The sequence below is a fragment of the Marinobacter segnicrescens genome, from assembly GCF_900111555.1.
In the GTDB taxonomy this organism is placed as follows: Bacteria; Pseudomonadota; Gammaproteobacteria; order Pseudomonadales; family Oleiphilaceae; genus Marinobacter; species Marinobacter segnicrescens.
Genome location: NZ_FOHZ01000001.1, coordinates 461,827 through 483,101, shown reverse-complemented (window position 1 = coordinate 483,101; position 21,275 = coordinate 461,827). Strand labels below are relative to the sequence as shown.

Genomic DNA, 21,275 nt, shown 5'->3' with positions numbered 1-21,275 from the left:
GACATTGGCTGATGATGCTGTTGGTTATGGCGGTAGCAACGGGTGCCCTGGCTCAGTCCGGCAATTCGCCAGCGACTGCCCAGGATATCTACCCGTTGGCTACGGAAGCAGAGCGTGAGCGGTTTGATCGCCTGCTCAATGAGCTTCGTTGTCCGAAGTGTCAGAACCAGAACATTGCCGACTCTGACGCGCCCATCGCTGAGGATATGAGGGACGAAGTCTATCGCATGGTGAAAGACGGAGCGGATGAGCAGACCGTGGTGGCTTCCATGGTCGAACGTTTCGGTGAGTTTGTGCATTACAAGCCAGCCTTCGATGCCCGCACTGCCCTGTTGTGGCTGTTGCCGGCCATCGTGGTGCTGATCGGGTTACTCGTTATCGTGGTGATCGTCCGGCGTTCCGGCAATGGCGGCGAAGACGATGGCGCCCACCTGACCGAGGAACAGCGCCGGCAGGCTGATGAACTGTTACGGCGCCAGTAACCGGCTCCTGAACCCATCCCCGGATTCAACTGACTGATTCTTATGACCAATACTTTCTGGATCATTACGGCGATACTGATCGTTCTGGCTTTTCTTTTTGTACTCTATCCGTTGCTTTTCAGTCGTCCTGAAAAGCGCATATCAGCGGACATTCGCAACCAGAACCTGCTGGCCTATCGCACCCGCCTGTCCGAACTGGAAGAGGAATACCAGCAGGGTGTTATAGACGAGGAAAACTTCCGCATGCTGCGTGAAGAGCTGGCTGGCTCCATGCTGGACGATGTCGGCGAGGAGCAGCCGGCTGCAGAGGTGCGGGCGGCTGACCTGAGAATGGATCATCGTCGTCGCAGCACCTGGGCGGTTGTGGTGCTGGCCGTCGTGCTGCTGCCAGTGGGTGTTTTCCTGCTTTACCAGGAGTGGGGGGCACTGGGTAAGGTGGAACAATACCAGGCCATGCGGGAGCTGCAGCAGGGCGGTGACCGTATGGCCCAGATGACGGAACTGACCCGCCAGCTGGCCGATAGGCTCGAAGCGGACCCGGACAACCCGGATGGCTGGGCCATGCTGGGTCGCAGCTACATGCGGATGGAGCGTTATCCGGACGCGGCGCGGGCGTTTGAAAGGCTGGCTGAAGTGGCTGGTCGAGATGCCGACAAGGCCGTTGCCTGGGGTCTTTCGGCCCAGGCCTGGTTCTTTGAAAGCCAGGGTGCGATGACGGAAGAGGTAACCCGTGCCATGGACCAGGCCCGGGAATACAATCCCGATGAGGTCAACACCCTCGGGTTGCTGGGCATCCACGCCTTTGAACAACGGGATTTTGAAGGGGCCATCCGCCACTGGGAAAAGATCATCGAAGTGGCTCCTGACCATCCGCAACTGCCGTCCATTCGCGAAGGCGTTGCCAGGGCTTACCAGCAGCTCGGCATGGATGTGCCGGAAGATATCCGTAGTGAACCGGCCAGTGGCGGCGAGGCCGTATCAGATCGCGGCGTGACCGTGCGAGTGGAGCTGGATGAGGCCTTTGCTGGCCAGGTAGATCCGGACACAACATTGTTCGTTTACGCCCGTACACCGGACATGCAATCGGCGCCACTAGCGGTGGCCAGGCTGAGGGCAGGGTCGTTGCCCACCGAGCTCAGGCTGGATGACCGCCTGGCCATGGCGCCCCAGTTCCGGATTTCCGGGGCAGACGAGGTGGTGGTTGCCGCTCGTATCAGCCCCTCCGGCGCAGCGACCCCGCAACCTGGTGATTACCAGGGTATCCGGGACGAGCCGGTGCCTGTGGTGAGCGGTGAGAGTGACCCGGTGCTGCTGACCATTGATCAGCAGTTGCACTAGTGTCCCGGGACCCGGTCTGCTGTCAGGGCCGGATTCCCTCCGGGTAGAACTCCGGTAGACCAGGTCTGTTGCCGCGCAGCCGTCGGTCCCGCTGCCAGGATCCGCGCGAGCGTTTGAGGGATTTTTCCAGGGCGGGTCCGTCCGGGGCCGGGGTTCCATCCTTGCCGAACAGGTGCCGTTGCCACTGACTGACAGCCTGGCGAAGCGCTTCGTCATCAAGGCACTCCAGGGCAGCTCCCACAGTATGGCAGGGCTGACCGGTCAACTGCCGGACCCAGGCCGGAAGCTGGTCGAAAAATGCCGGGTCCAGTGCCCGGGCCTGGTCGCAAACGAGGGCGAACCGGCCTCGTTCACTCTCTCCTCCTGCGTCGGCAGGCGAACCTGTGTCGGCCTGGCTCCGGTCTGAACGGCGGGCCTGCAGCCACCAGGCTGCGCCCGTGGTCAGCCAGCCCAGGGCGAAGGTCGCCGCCAGCAGCGGCCATGTCCAATGAGTCCCAGCCGACTCGACACCATTATCAGGTGAAAAAGCGCGATCTTCTGTTTCCCCAGAGCCAGGTGTAGCTGGTGTAATGTCAGCGGTCGCCGCCGGGCTGGCCAGGCGCAGTGTTCGCGCTGGTAAAACCGCGATTTTCTCCCGGTCCTCCTCTACATCCCACCAGGGAATCCGGATCTCGGGCAGGGTGGCTTCACCATTGTGGCCGGGCACCGGCACCAGTGCCACGGTCTGTTGCAGCTGCCCCATTACGCCCTCATCGGTGGCGGAGGACTGCCGCTGGGCTGGCTCCGGATAGGCTCGCAGGGCGTCCGGATACTGAGGCGTCACATCAGGCAGGGTAGTGGCGGGCAGACCTTCCGTTGTCAGAGTCAGGGTACGGGTCAGGTTCTCTCCCGGCTGCACAGGACCTCCCTGGTCGAGGCCCCTTTCACTGATCTCAACCGAGGTGGCAGGCAGCCAGGTGCGGCCACTGAAGCTGTCCGGAATGTCCCGGACATCCAGCGGAAACAGCGTGGCCGAATCGGTGATCCGGTATTGATGGCCACGGGCGTGGCGGGCCGTGCCCTGGAAGTTGATGGGCGGCAATTGCAGTTGACCGGGTTTTTGCGGAAACAGCACGAAGTTACGCTCCACCACCCGGTACCGTTCGCCATCGAGTAGTTCCCGGTACTGCTTTTGTTCCCCGAGCTGTTCAATCATGACGTCGGGGTGTTCCGGATCTGACAGCTGGCCCTGAATCACGTTGTTGGTGTAGTAGAGCTTTACTCGCAGATGCATCTGTTGCTGCACATACAGTTGGTCTTCACTGGCAGACAGCTCGATAAATGCCTGGCGGGCCTCGTTATCCTGTGCCAGCGCCAGCAACGGCAGGCAGGCAAGCAGGGCGGCCAGGAGTCGGTGATGCAGGCAGGTAGTGAGCTTTACCATGGTGTGTCATTCTCGTCCGGTTGCGTGTTGCGGCCTCGGAATTGCTGCAGGAACTTGCGTCGCAGCAGACCACCGGGGTCATCCGGTATCCGCCGCAGCCATTGCTCCTGGGACTGGGTCAGGGCATCGGCCCGGGTGCCTTTGCCTGGGCGGCCGTCAGCGGAGCCCAGACCCGCGGGGTCGCCGTTACTCTGTTCGCCAGGCCCGGATGCGGCCTGTCCCTGACCGGCGTGTTGACCTGCCCGGGCACCGGGTTGCTCCGACAGCTCGTTGCTTTCTGCCGTGCCGGACTGGCTTGCCGGGTCATCACCGCCGGGACCGTCGTAGTCACCGGACCCGTCTTCCTGCAGGGACCGGCTTCCCTTGCTCCCGCCACGTTGGCTGTTGCCCTGCCCTGAACCCTCCTGGTCCTGGTTGTCCCGTTTATCGCCAGACCGGGCTTGCTGTTGCTGTTCCAGGTATTGTCTGACGATCTGCTGGTTCTGCCGGGCTCCCTCGTGATCCGGGTTGCGTGCCAGGGCTTCCTGCCAGGCTTCCAGGGCAGCCTCTGGTTTGCCGGCCCGGGCCAGGGCATTACCCCTGTTGTAATGGGCGGTGGCGGAATCACTCCGGGCAAAGGCATCGACCGCTCCCTCATACTGCCCATCCCGATAAAGCGCGGTGCCCCGCCACAGGGGATCCTGCAGACGGTTGGCGGCACTGGCCGGATCCTGCTCAATCAGTTCCGGTGCCCGTTGTTCCGGCGTACGCCACAGGTCTTGCCATTGTGTATTCCAGTCTGCCGCCCGCGCCGGCCCGGATGGTGTCCACCAGAGGGTACAGGCTACCAGCACCAGCGCGCCCCTGTGCCAGCCGAAAAGGACCAGCGGCAATGCCAGCCAGAGCAGCCAGTAGCCGTCATCCTGGCGGCGCTCGGTCATGCGCTCCCTGACGGCCTGCTGCCAGACATCATGGTCCCGGGCTCGCAGGCCAAGGCGGGTAATGTCCTGATCCGTCGTGGTCATTGGCAGGGCCCTGCCGCCGGTGGATTCGGCAACGCTTGCCAGCTCATCCAGGCTGGCCCGGGTAATGACTACCTGGTCGCCGTCACGGATAAAGCCTCGTTCTGGCAGGGGAATGGGGGCGCCATTTTCCGTACCCACCATCAGGCCGTTCAGTTGCCAAGTTGAGTCTGCCAGTTGCTGGCGAATCCGTTCTCCGTAACGGGGGTTCAGGCTGTCGGTAATCAGCAGGATGCGGCCCCGGCCCGGTGCGCCCTGATCCAGCAGTTCCACGGCCCGGGCCACGCCCAGGTCCGCCCGGTTTCCGCTGGCTGGCATGATCACCGGGTCGAGTGCGCCGAGCATCCCTTCAACTGTGCGGCGGTCGTCGGTTAACGGGGTGACAACGTGGCCATCCGCCCCATAAACCACCAGGCCCGTAAAAGCGCCTTCCCGGGTTGCCAGCAGATCGCGGATCTTGCGGGTCGCCCGGGTCAGCCGGTCCGGCTCTGCGTCGGTGGCCAGCATGGACAGGGACAGGTCGAGTACAACCACCAGCGAGTCGTCCTGCTGTTGCAGGGGCGATGGGGCAGACCGGAACGAAGGGCCGGCCAGGGCCAGTGCCGTCAACGCCAGCACCAGCGGGGCGACCACCCGGATCCTGGTAGCAGAATATGGCCTGCCGCTACCGGCGGGCAACAGCGGTTGCAACAGCGCCCGTGGAATGACCCGGTGCCATTGGCTCTGGCCGGGGCCAGCATGATGCTGTAGCCAGATCAGCAGGGGTATCAGCAACAGGACAAGCAGCCACAGGGGGCGCAGGAACTGGAAATCACTCATGGCATCCTCCCGCCAGGCGGTCGGGCAGCCAGCCTCAGGGCCGGGACCCTGCTGAAGGTAAAGCCAGCCAGCCAGAGGGCCAGCGCCGCCGCGGCCGGCCAGGCGAACAGGTCTGTCACCGGTCGCCAGCTCCTGCCTTCCAGTTCCATGGGTTCCAACCGGTCGATTTCCTGGTAGATACCCTGGAGTTCCTCGATGCTGCGGGCACGGAAGTACTGGCCGCCGGTTGCCGCAGCCACATCCCTCAACAGTGCCTCGTCCAGGTCGCTGGACGGGTTGACCTGGCGACGACCGAACAGGCCCTGGCGTATAGCAGTCTCAGCACCGATACCGATGGTGTGGATACGCACGTTGCTGTCAGCCGCGATGTCCCGGGCTTTGCGAGGGGACAGGTTGCCGGCCGTATTGGCCCCGTCGGTAAGCAGGATCAGCACCCGGTGCTGTTGGGGCCGCTCCCGCAGACGCTTGACCGCCAGGCCGATGGCGTCGCCAATGGCGGTAGCACGGCCCGCCATGCCCAGCCCCGCCTCGAACAGCAGGGTGCGCAGGGTCTGGTGGTCGAAGGTCAGCGGCGCCTGGATGTAGGGTTGTGAACCAAACAATAGCAGGCCCAGGCGATCCCCCTCCCGCTGACTGATAAAGTCGTCGAGCACCACCTTCAACGCTTCCAGGCGATTGAGCGTGCGGCCCTGCAGCACCATATCCCGCTCTTCCATGCTGGGGGAGATATCCACGGCCAGCATCAGGTCACGGCCGGTGACTGGCACCTGAGTGTTTTCCCCTATGTGCTGGGGCCGTGCAAGGGCGATCAACAGCAGTAGCCAGGCGAGGGTGAACAGCATTGTCAGCCAGCGGCGGTTGCCAGCGCCTTGTGGGCCGACACCGGGTAGCCCCGCCAGCCTGGACTGCAAGGGCAGGGCTGGTGCCGCTTCGGTACCGATGGTGGCAGGTGAAGGCCACAGGCGACGTAATAGCCAGGGCAGGGGCAGCAGTGCCAGGAGCCAGGGCCATGCCAGGGTTACCATGGCTGCCTCCGTATCCAGCGTTCCGCCAGCCGGTAGGCTTCTGCAGGGGGCAGTTCACTCTGGCGCTGGTAACTGGCGTTTACCAGCTGTTGCCAGCTGTCACGGGGAATATTCGATGTGCGGGTCAGGAAGTCACGCCATTGATTGCCGCTGAGTGCGGCGGGATGATCGGCCGGGTACAGGCTCAGGGCGGTCTGTTTCAACAGCCGGTTGACGGCGGCGAACCAGTCCGGGCCAGCGTTGTCGGGAATGCCATGGCCTGCAAGCCTTGCCAATGCCTCCCGTCGGGGTGCGTGGCGACGGTGTCGGCGCCGCGCCAGGACGAGCCCCGCAACGACCATGACGACAATCAGTCCGCCCAGAAGCCACCACCCCGGCGCCGGCGGCCACGGGCCGGACAGCGGTGGTGTCTCGATGTCACGGAGCTGTGCCAGCACGTCGGCAGGAATCAAAGTAGTCGCCCCCCGGCCGAGGTGAGGCCATGCATGAGGGAGACCGGGTCTTCTCCGGTAGCCAGGGTAAGGCCGTTGACCCCGGTCTGCTGGAACAAGTGTCGTAATGCGGCCTGGCGAGCATGCGCCTGCTCCCGCCATGCTCGCTGCAAGGCCCTGTCATTGCCATCGAACCAGAGTGTGCCGGAGGGGCCTGACACCGCATAGCGGCCCTGGTCGGGCAGGTGCTCGTCCAGTGGGTCGATAACCATCACTGCAGTGACCTGGTTGTGCGTTGCCAGTCCGGCCAACAGCGCGCGGGTATCTTGGCTGACCCCGAGAAAGTCGCTGATGATGAACAGCCGGCTGCCGGTATGGGCAATACGCCGGGCCTCGGTGAGTGCCGCGTCAAGGTCGCCGGTCCCTGCCCCGAAATCGGCCGCGGGTTGCTGGCGTTGGTTGGTGGCGAGGGCGCTGAGTAGTTGCATGACCGATCGGCGCCGGCGGGACGGGCGGACGATGGCAGTCTTGTCGCCACCAAAGATGATGCCTCCCGCCTGATCGCCGGATCCATGGGCTACCCAGGCCAGCAGGGAGGCCAGTTCTGCGACCCGTACCTGTTTGTAGCTGCCCTCACTGGCGTAGAAAAGGGTAGGGCCAAGGTCACAGAGCACCAGCACAGGGCGCTCCCGCTCTTCTTCATAGACCCGGGTATGGGGCGCCTGGCGGCGGGCGGTGACACGCCAGTCGATACGACGCACGTCATCTCCTGGCTGATAGGGCCTGACCTCGGCCAGTGACATGCCGCGGCCCTTCAGGTGCGACTGATGGCCTCCCCGGCGCTGGCGCAGGGCCCGGCGCGCCGATGGCATTTGCAGGGTGCGGGCCCGGGCCTGCAGCTGAAGCAGCTCATCCAGTGTGATGGCTGATCTGTGCTGGCCGGTGCCGGCTGGTGTCGAGGCGAAAGCTCCCATGCTTGCCACCTTCCTCAGGCGCTCACCGGAACCCGCTCCAGCAGGCGCTGGACCACCTGGTCCGGGGTAATGCCGGCGGCTTCCGCCTCAAAGGTGAGTATCAGGCGGTGACGCATAACATCAGGCGCGACCGCCCTGACGTCGTCCGGAGTGACGTAGTCACGGCCGTCCAGCCAGGCCAGGGCGCGGCTGCAACGATCCAGGGCGATGGTCCCCCGGGGGCTGACGCCAAATGCCAGCCAGCGGTCCAGGTCGTCATCCAGGGCCAGCGGATCACGGGTAGCGAGTACGAGGGCCAGCACATAGTCTTCCACAGCCTCGGCCATAAACACATCACTTACCGCCTTGCGGGCTTCACTGACCTGCTCGGCGGTCACCGGTGTGGCATCGGGAGTCCGGGCTTCCCGTGTCTGCTGGCGGACAAGGTGGAGAATTTCCCGCTCGGCGGCCGGTTCCGGGTAGCCGATGGTCACGTGCATCAGAAAACGGTCGAGCTGCGCTTCCGGCAGCGGATACGTACCTTCCTGTTCGATGGGGTTCTGGGTCGCCATGACCATGAAAGGCTCCGGTAACGGGAAGGTGCGCATGCCGACACTCACCTGGCGCTCCCCCATAGCCTCCAGCAGGGCCGACTGTACCTTGGCGGGAGCGCGGTTGATCTCGTCGGCAAGCACCAGGTTATGAAAGACCGGGCCGCGCTGGAACTCGAACTGGCCGGTTTCGGGCCGAAAGATTTCACTGCCGGTAACGTCGGAGGGAAGCAGGTCGGGAGTGAACTGGATGCGGTGAAAGTCCCCTTCCAGGTGCTCGGCCAGGGCCTTGATGGCGGTCGTCTTGGCAAGCCCAGGGGCGCCTTCCACCAGCAGGTGACCATCAGCCAGCAGGGTAATCAGCAGGCGTTCCACCAGCGCGTGCTGGCCGATAATGCGACTGGCGAGGTGCTGCTTGAGCTCACCGAAGGTCTGTTGCAGGGAGGACATGGCTCTGGCTACTCCGGAAGTGGTTATATCTCGGTTTTACCGTATGAAGTTTTCGCGAATTTACAGCAAATTATCAAGGGTTTGACTATGCTGGAGTTACCATTCGTTCACATCGGTGCCTGACCCTTTTCAGCAGGTGCCCGGACCACAGACAGAGGTGATTGATGAATACCCTGACCGTGACCAGCAAGGAGCAGTTCCTTGAACAACTGGATGAGGAATTATTCCGCAAGCTGCCGAAAAAGGAGGCGGAACGGATCAGTCACTTCAGTCATCAGTACCTTATGCACCTGCCCCTGGATGAGTTGCTGAGCCGGGCGTTCCACGATACCTACGGCGCCGTGCTGGCAGCCTGGCAATTCCTGCAGAAACGGCCTGAGGGCAAGACGCCGGTCGCTGTATTCAATCCCGATCTGGAGAGCGATGGCTGGCAGTCCACCCATACGGTGATCTTTATACTGCATCCGAACATCCCGTTCCTGATCGATTCTGTGCGCATGGCCATTAACCGGCGGGATATTGGAACCCACACCATTCACCACTCGATCCTGGCGGTGGACCGTGACAAGGACGGCACGCTGGTGTCGCTTGAGGCACCAGACGAGGGCGATGAGTCAGGCCATGAGGCATTCATCGTACTTGAGATTGACCGCCACAGCGATCAGAAGGACCTGGCTAACCTGGAGAACCTGCTGCAGGAAGTGCTGCACGAAGTGCGTATCGTGGTCTCGGACTTCGGAGCCATGAAGCAGAAGGCCCTGGAAATCGCCCGGGAACTGGACAGCTCGCCTGCGGACATTACCCCCGACGATGTTGACGAAGCCAGGGCGTTTGTGGACTGGCTTATCGACGATCACTTCACCTTCCTTGGTTACGACGAGTATGACTTCGTCAGCGACAAGAAGGGGACGAACGTTTGCCGGGTGGAGAATTCGGAGCTCGGCATACTGCGGGTCAATAACGAACGCAGTGCAAAAGTGGCCATGCGTGAGTTGCCACGGCGTACCCGCAGTCAGATGACCCGCACCGATGAACTGTTTATCTTTGCCAAGTCGGCCCAGCGTTCGCGGGTTCACCGTCCGGCTTATCCTGACTATATTGCGGTCAAGAAGTTCAACAGCAAGGGCCAGGTGGTGGGTGAGCGCCGTTTCCTTGGCCTGTACACCTCCCGCGCCTACAGCGGTCGCCCCGAGGATATTCCCCTGCTGCGTCGCAAGGTCGAGGCAGTAGTCGAGCGCTCTGGCTTTATGAAGGATGACTACGCCGGCAAGGAGCTGGACCAGATCCTGTCAGTCTATCCCCGGGATGAGCTGTTCCAGATCGAACTGGACGAGCTTTACCAGGCGGCGCTGGACATCCTCTATATCCAGGAGCGGCGGCAGATTCGCCTGTTCATGCGGGAGGATGTCTATGGCCAGTTTGTGACCTGCCTGGCGTTCTTTCCCCGGGACATCTACAACACCGAGCTGCGGCTGAGGGTCGAGGAGGTCCTGTGTGACCGCCTGGAGGCCGAAGACATCAGCTTTGTGACCCATTTCTCCGAGTCGGTGCTGGCGCGGGTTCAGTTCACCATCCGGGTGCCCCGGGCCGGAAGTCGACGCCTGCCGGTGGCGGAAATCCAGGAGCGGGTCATTGAGTTGGCCCAATCCTGGCGGGATGGCCTGGCGGAGGCCCTGCACGAAACCTGGGGCGAGGAGCGGGGCAACGAGCTGATGCGCTGCTATGCGTCGGCCTTTCCTGCCAGCTACCAGGACATGTTTTCCCCTCGCCGGGCTGCCATTGACCTGGAGCACATCTGTGCGGTCTCGGACGGCCGCCCCATGGCCATGAGCTTCTACCGGTCACTGGAAGAAGAAGAGAGCACGGTTCACTTCAAACTGTTCAACCCCACCGAACAGCTGCCCCTGTCCGATGTGATGCCGATTTTCGAGAACCTGGGCTTCCGGGTGATCGGCGAGCACCCCTTCGAGATCGTGGATCATGATCGCAATGTGGTGTGGATCCATGATTTTTCCCTGCAGGCCCGTTCAGGCGCGGTAGTGGATATCCATCGCATACGGCCCATCTTCGAGGAGCTGTTCGAGCGGGTATGGTTCGGTGAGGCTGAGAACGACGCTTTCAACCGGCTGCTGCTGTCCGCATACCTGGGCTGGCGGGATATAGCGATCCTGCGCACCTATGCCCGTTATATGCGTCAGATCCGCTTCAGTAACAGCCAGACCTTTATTGCCAATACCCTGGTTAACCACGTCGGGCTGGCCGGCTTGTTGCTGCAGATGTTTGACACCCGCTTCAATCCGGGCCGAGAGCAGAGCCAGGCCAAGGGTGAGGCAGCGCAGCAAAAGCTGGAGCTGGAATTCAACGCCAGTCTTGACGAGGTGGACAACCTGAGTGAGGACCGTGTACTGCGGCTTTACCTGGACCTGGTCCGTGCCACCCTGCGTACCAACTTTTTCCAGCGGGATGGGCAGGGTCAGCCCAAACCCTACATCAGCGTGAAGCTGGATCCGGCGAAGATCCCCGACATGCCCTTGCCCCTTCCGATGTTTGAGATCTTTGTCTACTCCCCGCGGGTGGAAGGGGTGCACCTGCGTGGTGGCAAGGTCGCCCGGGGTGGGCTGCGCTGGTCTGACCGCTTCGAGGATTACCGTACCGAGATACTGGGGCTGGTAAAGGCCCAACAGGTGAAGAATGCCGTTATCGTGCCGGTCGGCGCCAAGGGCGGCTTCGTGGCCAAGCGCCTGCCAGACCCCTCTGACCGGGAGGCCTTCCAGGCGGAAGGTGTTGCTGCCTACAAGACGTTTATCCGGGGGCTGCTGGATATCACCGATAACCTGGTCGACAACGGGATTCAGCCACCGAGTGACGTGGTGCGCCATGACGGTGATGATCACTACCTGGTGGTAGCGGCCGACAAGGGCACCGCGACCTTCTCCGATATTGCCAACGGCCTGGCCGCCGAATACGGCTTCTGGATGGGGGATGCATTCGCCTCTGGCGGCAGCCACGGTTACGACCACAAGAAAATGGGCATAACGGCCCGGGGCGCGTGGGTGTCGGTTGAACGACACTTCCGGGAGCTGGGTATCAACCCGGCTAACGATACCTTCTCGGTGATCGGCATTGGCGATATGGGCGGCGATGTGTTTGGCAATGGCCTGCTACGCTCCGACAAGGCGCGACTGGTGGCGGCGTTCAACCATATGCACATTTTCATCGATCCGGATCCGGACCCGGGAAAGAGCTTCGCAGAGCGCAAGCGGCTGTTTGAAATGCCCCGGTCCGCCTGGTCGGATTACGACGAGTCGCTGATTTCGGAAGGGGGCGGTGTTTTCAGTCGCAATGCCAAGTCGATTCCGGTCAGCCCCCAGATGAAGAAACTGCTCGGCATCAAGTCTGACCGGGTGCCGCCGAACATGCTGATCACCCATATCCTGAAGGCCCAGGCGGATCTGCTATGGATCGGTGGTATCGGTACCTATGTCAAGTCTGCCCATGAATCCAGCGCGGAAGTGGGCGACAAGGCCAATGATGGCCTGCGGATCAACGGCCGTGATTTGCGCTGCCGCATTGTCGGTGAGGGTGGCAACCTTGGTATGACCCAGCTCGGGCGTATCGAGTTTGCCCTTAATGGCGGCCTTCTCAACACGGACTTCATCGACAACTCCGGTGGTGTGGATTGCTCCGACCACGAAGTGAACATGAAGATCCTGCTCAACCGGGTGGTCGCAGCCGGGGACCTGACCGAAAAGCAGCGTAACCGCATGCTGGAAGACATGACCGAGGAAGTGGCCAACCTGGTGCTCACCAACAACTATCGTCAGACCCAGGCCCTGAGCCTGGCCAATGACGAGGCCGCCAACCGCCTGGAGGAATACCGGCGCCTGATCAACGGGCTGGAAGCGGAGGGCAAGCTCAATCGGGAGCTGGAATTCCTGCCGGATGACGAGGCCCTGGAAGAGCGCAAGGCCGCCGCCAAGGGACTGACCCGCCCGGAACTGGCGGTGCTGATTTCCTATGTCAAAGGTGACCTCAAGCAGGTGTTGATCGACAGCGACCTGCCAGACGACCCGTTGTTGGTGTCTGAAATGCACAAGGTCTTCCCTCAGCCGATGGTGGAAAAATTCCCGAAAGAGCTGGAGTCACACCAGTTGCGTCGGGAAATCATCGCCACCCAGATTGCCAATGACATGATCAACCACATGGGGATCACCTTCGTGGACCGGCTTGCCCAGTCCACAGGTGCCGATGCCCCGGCCATTGCCCTGGCCTGGATCATAGCCCGGGACGTATTCCGGCTTGACACCTGGTGGCGCAGGATCGAAGCGCTTGACTACCAGGTGCCGGCCAGCCTGCAGGTCAGCCTGATGAATGACCTGATGCGGCTGGTCCGCCGGGCGGTACGCTGGCTGTTGCGTAACCGGCGCAGTGAACTCAATATCCAGTCCCACCTGGACCGTTTCACCGACAGCATCGCCAGAATTTCTGCCAACCTTCCGGATTACCTGGGGCAGGGGGCCGAGAAGGACTGGAGGAGCGACCTGGAAAAACTGGAAAAGCAGGGCATACCGGAAGACCTGGCAGCGGTGGTGTCTGGAAGTTCATACCTGTACTCCGCGCTGGGTATTATCGAAGCCCACGAGTCCGCGGGTGTGCCCCTCAAGACGGTGGCAAACCTGTACTACACACTGGGCGAGCGGCTCGACCTGAACTGGTTTGCCGCCGCCATCGCCAATCTCAAGCCAGCCTCCCACTGGCAGGCGCTGGCCCGGGAAAGTTTCCGGGAGGACCTGGACTGGCAGCAGCGCGCCCTGACCACGGGTGTGCTCAGAATGGCGGATGACCACCATAAGGTGGAAGAGTGTGTGGAGAGCTGGATGGCGCAGCACGACACCATGATCCGTCGCTGGAAGAGTATGCTGGCGGAACTCAAGGGGGCGCGCCAGCCGGAGTACGCGATGTTCTCGGTGGCCCTGCGTGAATTGCTGGACCTGGCGCAAAGCAGCATTCATGCACCACTGGCTGAATGAACCCGGGAGTCTGTTCCGGGCACATCCCGGAGCGGGCTTTTCCCGGAGTGTTGCGATTCTCCCGTGAATGCCGTTCAATTCGCCCCACCTGAATCACTGGCTGAGGCAATCACATGACGGCACGCAAGGCATCCAATCGGGATCAGACCGGAGGGCGCAACCCGCTGGCTGCGTTGGAGCGCAACGCTGAGCTGGTGACCGGGCGGACAGGCCTGCTGGGGCTGTCCCTGCCTGAACTTCCCGACCTGCCCGGTGCCGGGCAGCCCCTGGTGATTACCGAACACGCCGGAGTCGCCGCTGCACTGGAGCGGCGGGGTGACTGCCGGGTGCAGTTTGGCTACGAACTGTCTGAGACAGAACGGGGATCGCTGGATACCCTGGTGATCTTTGTGCCCAAGGCCCGGGAAACGCTCGTCATGCAATTGGCGCTGGCCCGGGACCTGCTGTCAGCGCAGGGCCGGCTGGTGCTGGTGGGGGAGAAACGCGAAGGTATTGCCGGCGCCGCCCGCCAGTTGCAGGCCGTCGCACCTGAGGCCCGCAAGGTCGACAGCGCCCGTCATTGCCAGGTCTGGACGGCACGGTTACCGGCGGCAGAAACGCCATTCTGCGCCCAGCAGTGGGTACAGTGGTATGACGTTGACTGCGCCGGCGCCCGGATATCGGTTGCCGGGGTGCCCGGTATTTTCAGTGACGGCCGCCTGGATGAGGGTACAGCCCGGTTGCTGGAAACCCTGGCGGATACACCTGTTCGCGGACCCGTGCTGGACTTTGCCTGCGGCGCCGGTGTGATTGGTGCCTGGCTGCAGGTCCGGTATCCGGAACTGGGGCCGGTGGACGGTGTTGATGTCCAGGCCCAGGCGGTATTCTGTGCTCGCCAGACCTATGAGCGTAACGGCGCAAAGGGTGACATCCTTGCCAGCGATGGCCTGCCGGACCAGCTGGGCAGCTACCTTACGGTCATTACCAACCCGCCCTTTCATACCGGCGTTCGTATCGATACATCGATGACCGAGAGTTTCCTCAGGCAGGTAGGGCGCCACCTGGCCCCCGGGGGAGAGTTGCGACTGGTCGCTAACCGGTTCCTGCCTTATCAGGAGCTGATCGAGGCACACATCGGGCCTTGCCGGGTGCTGGCGGAAGACAAGCGCTTCACTGTTTACCAGGCCGTTCGCCAGAGGCCCGCGAGCGGGAGGGGCAGGCGGTGACCCCTGCCAGCGATGGCAGTTCCGGTTTTCCGGCAGGTACCGCCAGCCTGACGCTGCACCGCCCCCATCGTGGTGGCCGCAGTCTCAGGGCTTGGGATGCGGCCGATGAGCAGTTGGTCGCCGAGGCCCTCAAAAGGCTGGCTCCGGGTCAGCGGGTCGCAGTCGTCGACGACAGTTTCGGAGCGCTTGCCCTTGGTTTGGCAAACTTCCTGCCGGATGTGATTGCGGATAGCGCGGCACTGGCGGAGGGTCTTGCCCTCAATGCCCGGGCCAACCGGCTTCCAGTGCCGGCTGTCCGAAGCTGGGAACAGGAGCTGGAAGCTGTCGCCCGCGGTTCAGCCTCGTCGGCCTCTGGTACGGCCCGTTATGACGCTGTGATTCTCAAGGTGCCGCGTCAGCTGGAGTACCTGGGGTTCCTGTTGCGGTGGTGTAACCAGGTGCTTCGCCCGGGCGGGTGGATTCTCGCCGGCGGCATGATCAAGCACCTGCCGGACCAGGCCGTCAGGGTCTATCAGGAGTTGGTGGTGACCGAGGCGGTGCTGCCAGCAAAGAAGAAAGCCCGGCTGGTGCTGTGTCAGCCGGGCACTCAGACCCTGGAGCACTGGGACCGGCTGTGGCGGGGCTACCCGGTCGGGGAGCTGCCTGCACCGGTACAGGGCTTGCCGGCAGTCTTTGCCCGTGACCGGCTCGACATCGGCAGCCGCGAGTTGCTGCCTTTCATAGCAGAAGCCGTAACGGCTTTACCACCCGGGGCGCCGGTGCTGGACCTGGCCTGTGGCAACGGGCTGCTGGGCCTGGTGGCCCTTTCCGGGCGCCCTGACCTTGCAATGGGTTTTGCCGACATTTCATCCCAGGCGATTATCAGTGCCCGGGTCAATGTCTCCGCGGCGGGTCTGGATAGGGGGCAATGTCGCTTCTACCATGCCGACGGGGCACCACCGCAGTCAGGACCTTTCCGGATGATTCTGCTGAATCCACCCTTCCATGAAGGTGGGGCCGTGGGGGATCACATTGCCTTGCGGCTGTTTGCGGAAGCCGCAGGCTGCCTGACAGGTGATGGCGAGTTACTGATGGTCGGCAACCGCCACCTGGGCTATCACCGCAGCCTGCGGTCATTTTTCACGCAGGTGCAGCAGCTACACGCCTCACCACGTTTTGTGGTGTTCCGGTGTACTGGTCCCCGTCAGCCGGCAGGACGGTCGTAACCCATCCGGGCCAGGGTATCGACAATGGTCTGGGTCTGGCTGTCCACCTCGATGTTCACCCTGTCGCCTGGGTGGATATCGGAGAAGGTGGTGGCCCGCAGGGTCTCCGGGATCAGGTGGACGTTGAACCGGTTCGCCTCCACATCGCCGATGGTGAGGCTGGCGCCATTGACCGCGATATAGCCCTTTGGGAACAGGTACTTCTGCCAGGCTTCCGGCACTTCAAAGGTGAGGGTGCAATTGTTTTCAGGCTGCTCCCGGCTGACTACCCGGGCGGTGCAATGGATATGGCCGGACAGCAGGTGGCCACCGATCTCGTCCCCAATCCTGGCGGCACGCTCAAAGTTCACCTGGCTCCCCTCAGCAAGCTCTCCCAATGTGGTCAGCCTCAGGGTTTCCTGCATGGCATCAAACCATAGCTGGTTATCCTGCTGGGCCGTGACGGTCAGACAGGTACCGTTGATGGCCACGGATGCACCTGTGGTTACGCCTTCCAGGCTGCCCTCCGGAAAACGGATCACAAAGGTGGTCAGGCCAGGACGGGCGTCCAGTGACTCCACCGTGGCAATGCCCTGCACAATACCGGTAAACATGGTTGCACCTCGTTACATTTCGGAACACGCAAGTGTATCGCCCCGGGAGTAAGCTATCAAAAGGGTTTCGCATGGGCTTCAGACGTTAGCCGCTAAAGAATGCCGCCAGGCAGGCGATAACCTTTCAGGGTCCGGCCATTCTGGTGGCCGGGACACTAGCAGGGCGCCAATAACCGAACCGGGCTGACAGCAATGGCAGATACTTTCGTGAAAACCCGAGATACCGCCCCCCCGGGGCAAGATCCGGTGCTTCGCCCTGGCCGGCCAGCGGACCCGGAAGCCTCACCAGGGCTGGCGCGAAATACACCGACGGTATCGGAGCGGAAGGGCCGCCTGCCAGCCGAGGAGCCGGCCAGTGCAGAACTCGTCAGCCCCCGAAGCGAGGAGGTCAGTGCCGCGACCGGCAGTGTTGGTGACGATCAAGTGCTTGTAGCGAGTGATGCCGAATCCGAGGAAATCGAACACCGCTACGCCGAGTCCTATCAGCGTCGGTTGCGCCGGTTGCTGCGACAGTGCGAACGGGTGAACCTGCTGGACTTTAATCTTCTCTCCCTGTCCGGCTGGCCCGACAGTTATACCCTCAATGCCGCCCGCCGGCGCCGGGACAGCTGGTTGTTGTCGGCGACCATCGCGGCGCTGGTATTTCTCAGTGGTATGACCGGCGTGGTGCCGGCCTGGATTGCCGGCGGAGGCTTTGGTGCGTTTGTGGTCATCCTGTTACTGGGGGTGCCGTTTGTACGTCGACTCTATACCTCGAATCCGTCCTACCTGGACCTGATTCTTTACCGGCAGCAATTGTTGCGTGACGCCCGTCGCCACGTTGTCCACCTGGAAGGGGAGCTGGGGCTTATCTGGCAATGTAACGAGCTCTCGGAGTTCAACTCGACCCTGGCAGCGCCCCGATTCAGCACACTCAGGCACCTGTCTGAGCAACGCCGGCTGGCCGCCTCCCTGACCCGGCGGGAGCATTTCCGGCTCTACCTGATTTTCATGCTGGAGGCGGAGAAAGCCTACGAGCGTATGCAGTCTGCCTATTTCGAGGGGCACCAGAAAGCCATCGACCGGGGCTGGCAGTCCGTGGCGCAAACGGTGACTGAATCCGTGCAGGATCCGCAGGCGGAGGATACGCCCTCCGCAGTGCCAGACACAGGTGCAAAGGACGGGGAACCGGGTTCAGAACCGGGTGCAGCGGAGGGCGGGCAGGAGCGCAAGCGCGCTTGACAGACTTGCGTTTGAAACGTATGTTTTAAACATTCGTTTACTCAAGGAAAGTGTTGTGGCCCAGTCAGATACAGTGGACCGGATTCTTGATGCTGCGGAAGAGCTTTTCGCTGAACGGGGGTTCGCGGAAACCTCTCTCAGGATGATAACCAGCAAGGCTGGTGTCAACCTGGCCGCCGTGAATTACCATTTCGGGTCCAAGAATGCGCTTATCCAGTCGGTATTCGCCCGTTTTCTCACCCCTTACTCTTCCACCCTGGACGCCGAGTTCGACGAGCTGGAAGCCCGTCCCGGTGACCGGGCGTTGACCGTTGAAGAGATCCTCGGGGCCCTCACCGGAAGTGCGGTGCGTATGCCCCAGCGAAATGAGCGCGGTATTTCCATCTTCATGCGCTTGCTGGGACTGGCCTATACCCAGTCCCAGGGCCACCTGCGGGAATACCTTGAAGACGAGTACAAGGATATCTTCAATCGTTTCATGGCGTTGCTGAAGCAGGCCACACCGGAGCTTTCCCCGGTGGACCGCTACTGGCGTATCCAGTTCATGCTCGGCGCCACCGCCTTTACCATGTCTTCCAGTGATGCCCTCAGGGATATCCTGCAAACCAAGACCGGGGTGGAAACCCCGATCCAGGAGATTGCCGCCCGCCTGATACCCTTCCTTGCGGCGGGAATGCAGGCACCGGACCTGATGCTGGTACCGCGTCCGGAGGCGTCCGCCACGGGTAATAGCCGCTCGGCAGGCTGAGCCCTTCAGTTGGCGGTGAGGGCCGCGCAGTTGCCTCCGTCTGCCGGGTCCGCTAGCCTTTGCTGCTCAAAGTCAGCATGGCAGGAGCGCCGGAGTGTCCATCTCAGCATCCAACCCGGAAGGGGAGCAGCGTGTGATCATCAGTCTGGACCGCCAGATGCTGGACTGGTTCGGTGGCCATGGCGAACACCTCAGCTGGCCCGTATCCACCGCTCTGAACGGTCCTGGCGAGGCCCAGGATTCCGGCTGTACGCCCCGTGGGCGTCACTATGTCAGGGCCATGGTCGGCTGGGGTAAGCCCGAAGGAACGGTCTTTGTGGCGCGCCGCCCCACCGGTGAGACCTGGTCGCCGGAACTGTCACGGCACTATCCCCAAAGGGACTGGATTCTCTCCCGCATAATCTGGCTCTGCGGCCTGGAAAACGGCTTCAATCGTGGTCCAGGTGTCGATAGCTTTCGTCGTTTCATATACATTCATGGCACCCCGGATACTGAACCCATGGGAAAACCAAGGTCCCATGGATGTATCCGTATGCGAAACCGCGATGTCATCGAGTTGTTTGACCGGCTGGTTGCCGGCACGCCGGTGATCATTGAGCCCGGTCCCCGTCCTGTCAACCAAGAACAGTAAGAGGAGATGTCAGTGGAAGAGACCCCGGAGCTGCTGACCAGTTGGATGGATAACTGGAGCCTGCTGTCCCAGAGTTGGCGAGTTGCCATTGTTGTGTTTGGTCTCGTATTTGCCACCGCAACGGTGGCTTTCCTGGTCAGCCGTATCATTCTTTTGCTGGAGCGTCGCTTCGAGCGCACCAGTAACCTCTGGGATGATGCGATTCTCCACGCCCTCCGGCGTCCTATGGTCGGTTTCGTATGGCTTCAGGGTGTCTATTGGGCAGCAGAGGTGGCGCACAATTATTCTGAAGCCGAGATCTTCTCGGCTAACGAAAAGCTGCTTGAACTGGGGTTTGTATGGATTATTGTGTGGACCCTGTTCGGTGTCATCAAGCAGTCGGAAGAAATCCTGACGTCGCCCATCAAGATGAAGCGGCCGATGGATTACACCACGGTCAATGCCATCAGCAAGCTGCTACGGGCTGTTGTGGCGATCACGGCGGTGCTGACGGTGATGCAGTCCCTGGGCTACAGCATTTCCGGGGTGCTGGCGTTCGGTGGCGTTGGTGGCATAGCGGTGGGCTTTGCCGCCAAGGATCTGCTGGCCAACTTCTTTGGTGGATTTATTATCCACCTGGACCGGCCGTTCAAGGTGGGTGACTGGGTGCGCTCTCCGGACCGGGAAATCGAAGGTACGGTGGAAGTGATCGGCTGGCGTCTGACCACCATTCGTACCTTCGACAAGCGCCCCTTGTATGTGCCCAACTCCGTCTTTACCCAGATTGCGGTGGAGAACCCGTCGCGGATGCAGAATCGCCGTATCTACGAGACGATTGGGATTCGCTATGCCGATGTGAAGGAAATGTCCGATATCGTCTCGGATATTCGGCGTATGCTGGAAAACCATGAGGAAATTGACGCCAACCAGACCCTGATAGTGAACTTCCTCGCGTTCAACAGTTCGTCCCTGGACATTATGGTGTACACCTTCACCAAGACCACCCAGTGGGTGAAATTCCATGAGATCAAGCAGGATGTATTGCTGAAAATCAGTGACATCATCGAGTCCTACGGTGCCGAAGTGGCCTTCCCCACGCGCACACTGCATGTGGCAGAAACCGTGCGTATTGACCGGGAAGCGCGCGATGACAATGAGGAGCGCGATGACGACCGGGATGGTGAGCGCGGCGGTGACCGCGAAAACCGACGCCGGCAGCGGGACAGCGAAGGCAAGGCCGCAGCCCGGGGGCCGGTGCGCGAGCCCTCCGGCCCCGGCCAGGAAACAACCCAGGGCGACGAGGGTGAGGCATGACGGATTTATCGCAAGCGCCACAGGCACCAGCCGAGACGGCTATCATAGGTGGCACGGGCCTGACCGAACTTGAAGGTCTGGCCGTTGTTGATGAGCGGGTGTTCGACACTCCCTGGGGTGCGCCCTCAGGGCCGGTTATTACGGGGGACTTTCGTGGGCACCGGGTGCTGTTCCTTGCTCGCCATGGTCACCCTCACACAATCCCGCCCCACCAGGTCAACTACCGGGCCAACCTCTGGGCGCTGCGCGAAGCCGGGGCAGCCCGGGTCATCGGGGTGAACGCAGTCGGGGGCATTACACCGGCCATGGGGCCCGCCCGCATTGCCGTGCCCCACCAGGTCATCGATTACACCTGGGGGCGTGGGCACACTTACTATGAACAGGTGGGGGAGGCCGTGCTGGAAGGCGTCACCCATATCGACTTCACCTTCCCCTACGACGAATCCCTGCGCCAGGCCCTGCTGGAAGCTGCTTCCCGCAGGCAGGTAATCGCAGTGGATTATGGGGTCTATGGTGCGACCCAGGGGCCCCGTCTGGAGAGTGCCGCCGAAGTGGCGCGCCTGGAAAGGGACGGCTGTGACCTGGTGGGAATGACCGGGATGCCGGAAGCTGCGCTCGCCGCGGAGCTTGGGTTGCCCTACGCTTGCCTCGCCCTTTCCGTTAACTGGGCGGCTGGCAAGTCCGACCACATTATCACCATGGAAGAAATTGCCAGCGCCCTTGCCGAGGGGATGGCCGGTGTCAAGGCCGTGCTTGAAGAAGTGATTCCGGCACTCAAGGGTGTGGAACCTGTCGGCAATCCCTGATGCCCTGTGACCACTGGCGGCAACCAGGGGTGTCAATATTGCAAAGGCGCCTGGAGCTGTTCCAGGCGTC

Annotated in this window: 17 protein-coding genes; 10 read left to right on the top strand and 7 right to left on the bottom strand. The window is 62.1% G+C overall.

What is annotated here, in order from left to right:
- Nucleotides 1-14: 14 nt before the first annotated feature.
- Together BM036_RS02145 and ccmI are read left to right on the top strand one after the other, a co-directional pair.
- Nucleotides 15-482 (top strand): cytochrome c-type biogenesis protein, encoded by a 468-nt coding sequence (locus tag BM036_RS02145; protein WP_091848689.1) that lies wholly within the window; start codon nt 15-17, stop codon nt 480-482.
- A 42-nt stretch (nt 483-524) separates the two neighbouring features.
- Nucleotides 525-1,820, top strand: coding sequence for a c-type cytochrome biogenesis protein CcmI (gene ccmI, locus BM036_RS02140; protein WP_091848561.1), 1,296 nt, complete (start codon nt 525-527; stop codon nt 1,818-1,820).
- Nucleotides 1,821-1,842: 22 nt separating this feature from the next.
- Here ccmI and BM036_RS02135 read toward each other — a convergent pair whose 3' ends face one another.
- Genes BM036_RS02135 through BM036_RS02110 form a run of 6 tightly spaced genes read right to left on the bottom strand, consistent with a single transcriptional unit; the run spans nt 1,843 to nt 8,473 of the window.
- The gene (locus tag BM036_RS02135; RefSeq protein ID WP_091848560.1) at nt 1,843-3,243 is read right to left on the bottom strand and encodes a BatD family protein; all 1,401 of its coding nucleotides are present in this window, start codon (nt 3,241-3,243) and stop codon (nt 1,843-1,845) included.
- On the bottom strand, nt 3,237-5,063 hold the full coding sequence (locus BM036_RS02130) for a VWA domain-containing protein (protein ID WP_091848559.1): 1,827 nt from the start codon (nt 5,061-5,063) through the stop codon (nt 3,237-3,239). Before BM036_RS02130 ends, BM036_RS02135 begins: the two co-directional genes overlap by 7 nt.
- Entirely contained in the window at nt 5,060-6,088 is a 1,029-nt protein-coding gene (locus BM036_RS02125) for a VWA domain-containing protein (RefSeq protein WP_091848558.1), read from the bottom strand. Before BM036_RS02125 ends, BM036_RS02130 begins: the two co-directional genes overlap by 4 nt.
- Nucleotides 6,082-6,540, bottom strand: a complete 459-nt coding sequence (locus BM036_RS02120; RefSeq protein ID WP_177185967.1) for a DUF4381 domain-containing protein — start codon at nt 6,538-6,540, stop codon at nt 6,082-6,084. Before BM036_RS02120 ends, BM036_RS02125 begins: the two co-directional genes overlap by 7 nt.
- Nucleotides 6,537-7,493 carry a DUF58 domain-containing protein gene (locus BM036_RS02115; RefSeq protein ID WP_091848556.1) on the bottom strand — a complete coding sequence of 319 codons (957 nt, stop codon included), beginning with the start codon at nt 7,491-7,493 and terminating at the stop codon, nt 6,537-6,539. Before BM036_RS02115 ends, BM036_RS02120 begins: the two co-directional genes overlap by 4 nt.
- 14 nt (nt 7,494-7,507) lie before the next feature.
- The gene (locus BM036_RS02110) at nt 7,508-8,473 is read right to left on the bottom strand and encodes an AAA family ATPase (protein WP_091848555.1); all 966 of its coding nucleotides are present in this window, start codon (nt 8,471-8,473) and stop codon (nt 7,508-7,510) included.
- A gap of 164 nt (nt 8,474-8,637) precedes the next feature.
- On the opposite strand from BM036_RS02110, the gene BM036_RS02105 reads away from it, so the two are divergent.
- The 3 genes from BM036_RS02105 to BM036_RS02095 all read left to right on the top strand — a co-directional run bounded on the left by BM036_RS02105 (nt 8,638) and on the right by BM036_RS02095 (nt 15,913).
- Nucleotides 8,638-13,503 (top strand): NAD-glutamate dehydrogenase, encoded by a 4,866-nt coding sequence (locus BM036_RS02105; RefSeq protein ID WP_091848554.1) that lies wholly within the window; start codon nt 8,638-8,640, stop codon nt 13,501-13,503.
- A 113-nt stretch (nt 13,504-13,616) separates the two neighbouring features.
- Nucleotides 13,617-14,708 (top strand): methyltransferase, encoded by a 1,092-nt coding sequence (locus tag BM036_RS02100; protein ID WP_091848553.1) that lies wholly within the window; start codon nt 13,617-13,619, stop codon nt 14,706-14,708.
- The gene (locus BM036_RS02095) at nt 14,705-15,913 is read left to right on the top strand and encodes a class I SAM-dependent methyltransferase (RefSeq protein ID WP_245742406.1); all 1,209 of its coding nucleotides are present in this window, start codon (nt 14,705-14,707) and stop codon (nt 15,911-15,913) included. Before BM036_RS02100 ends, BM036_RS02095 begins: the two co-directional genes overlap by 4 nt.
- Here BM036_RS02095 and BM036_RS02090 read toward each other — a convergent pair.
- Nucleotides 15,892-16,506: a riboflavin synthase subunit alpha gene (locus BM036_RS02090; RefSeq protein WP_091848552.1), complete on the bottom strand. Its 615-nt coding sequence runs from the start codon at nt 16,504-16,506 to the stop codon at nt 15,892-15,894. The genes BM036_RS02095 and BM036_RS02090 overlap by 22 nt on opposite strands.
- A 207-nt stretch (nt 16,507-16,713) precedes the next feature.
- Here BM036_RS02090 and BM036_RS02085 point away from each other — a divergent pair, with 207 nt between their 5' ends.
- The 5 genes from BM036_RS02085 to BM036_RS02065 all read left to right on the top strand — a co-directional run bounded on the left by BM036_RS02085 (nt 16,714) and on the right by BM036_RS02065 (nt 21,205).
- Complete coding sequence (locus tag BM036_RS02085; RefSeq protein WP_177185966.1) at nt 16,714-17,727, top strand: hypothetical protein; 1,014 nt, start codon at nt 16,714-16,716, stop codon at nt 17,725-17,727.
- Nucleotides 17,728-17,782: 55 nt separating this feature from the next.
- Nucleotides 17,783-18,475 (top strand): TetR/AcrR family transcriptional regulator, encoded by a 693-nt coding sequence (locus BM036_RS02080; RefSeq protein ID WP_091848551.1) that lies wholly within the window; start codon nt 17,783-17,785, stop codon nt 18,473-18,475.
- A 136-nt stretch (nt 18,476-18,611) separates the two neighbouring features.
- A complete protein-coding gene (locus tag BM036_RS02075) occupies nt 18,612-19,106 on the top strand; it encodes a L,D-transpeptidase family protein (protein ID WP_425434067.1) in 495 nt (164 codons plus the stop codon).
- 45 nt (nt 19,107-19,151) lie between these two features.
- On the top strand, nt 19,152-20,399 hold the full coding sequence (locus BM036_RS02070) for a mechanosensitive ion channel family protein (protein ID WP_245742428.1): 1,248 nt from the start codon (nt 19,152-19,154) through the stop codon (nt 20,397-20,399).
- Complete coding sequence (locus tag BM036_RS02065; protein WP_091848549.1) at nt 20,396-21,205, top strand: S-methyl-5'-thioinosine phosphorylase; 810 nt, start codon at nt 20,396-20,398, stop codon at nt 21,203-21,205. The genes BM036_RS02070 and BM036_RS02065 overlap by 4 nt, the downstream gene beginning before the upstream one ends.
- Nucleotides 21,206-21,275 lie beyond the last annotated feature (70 nt).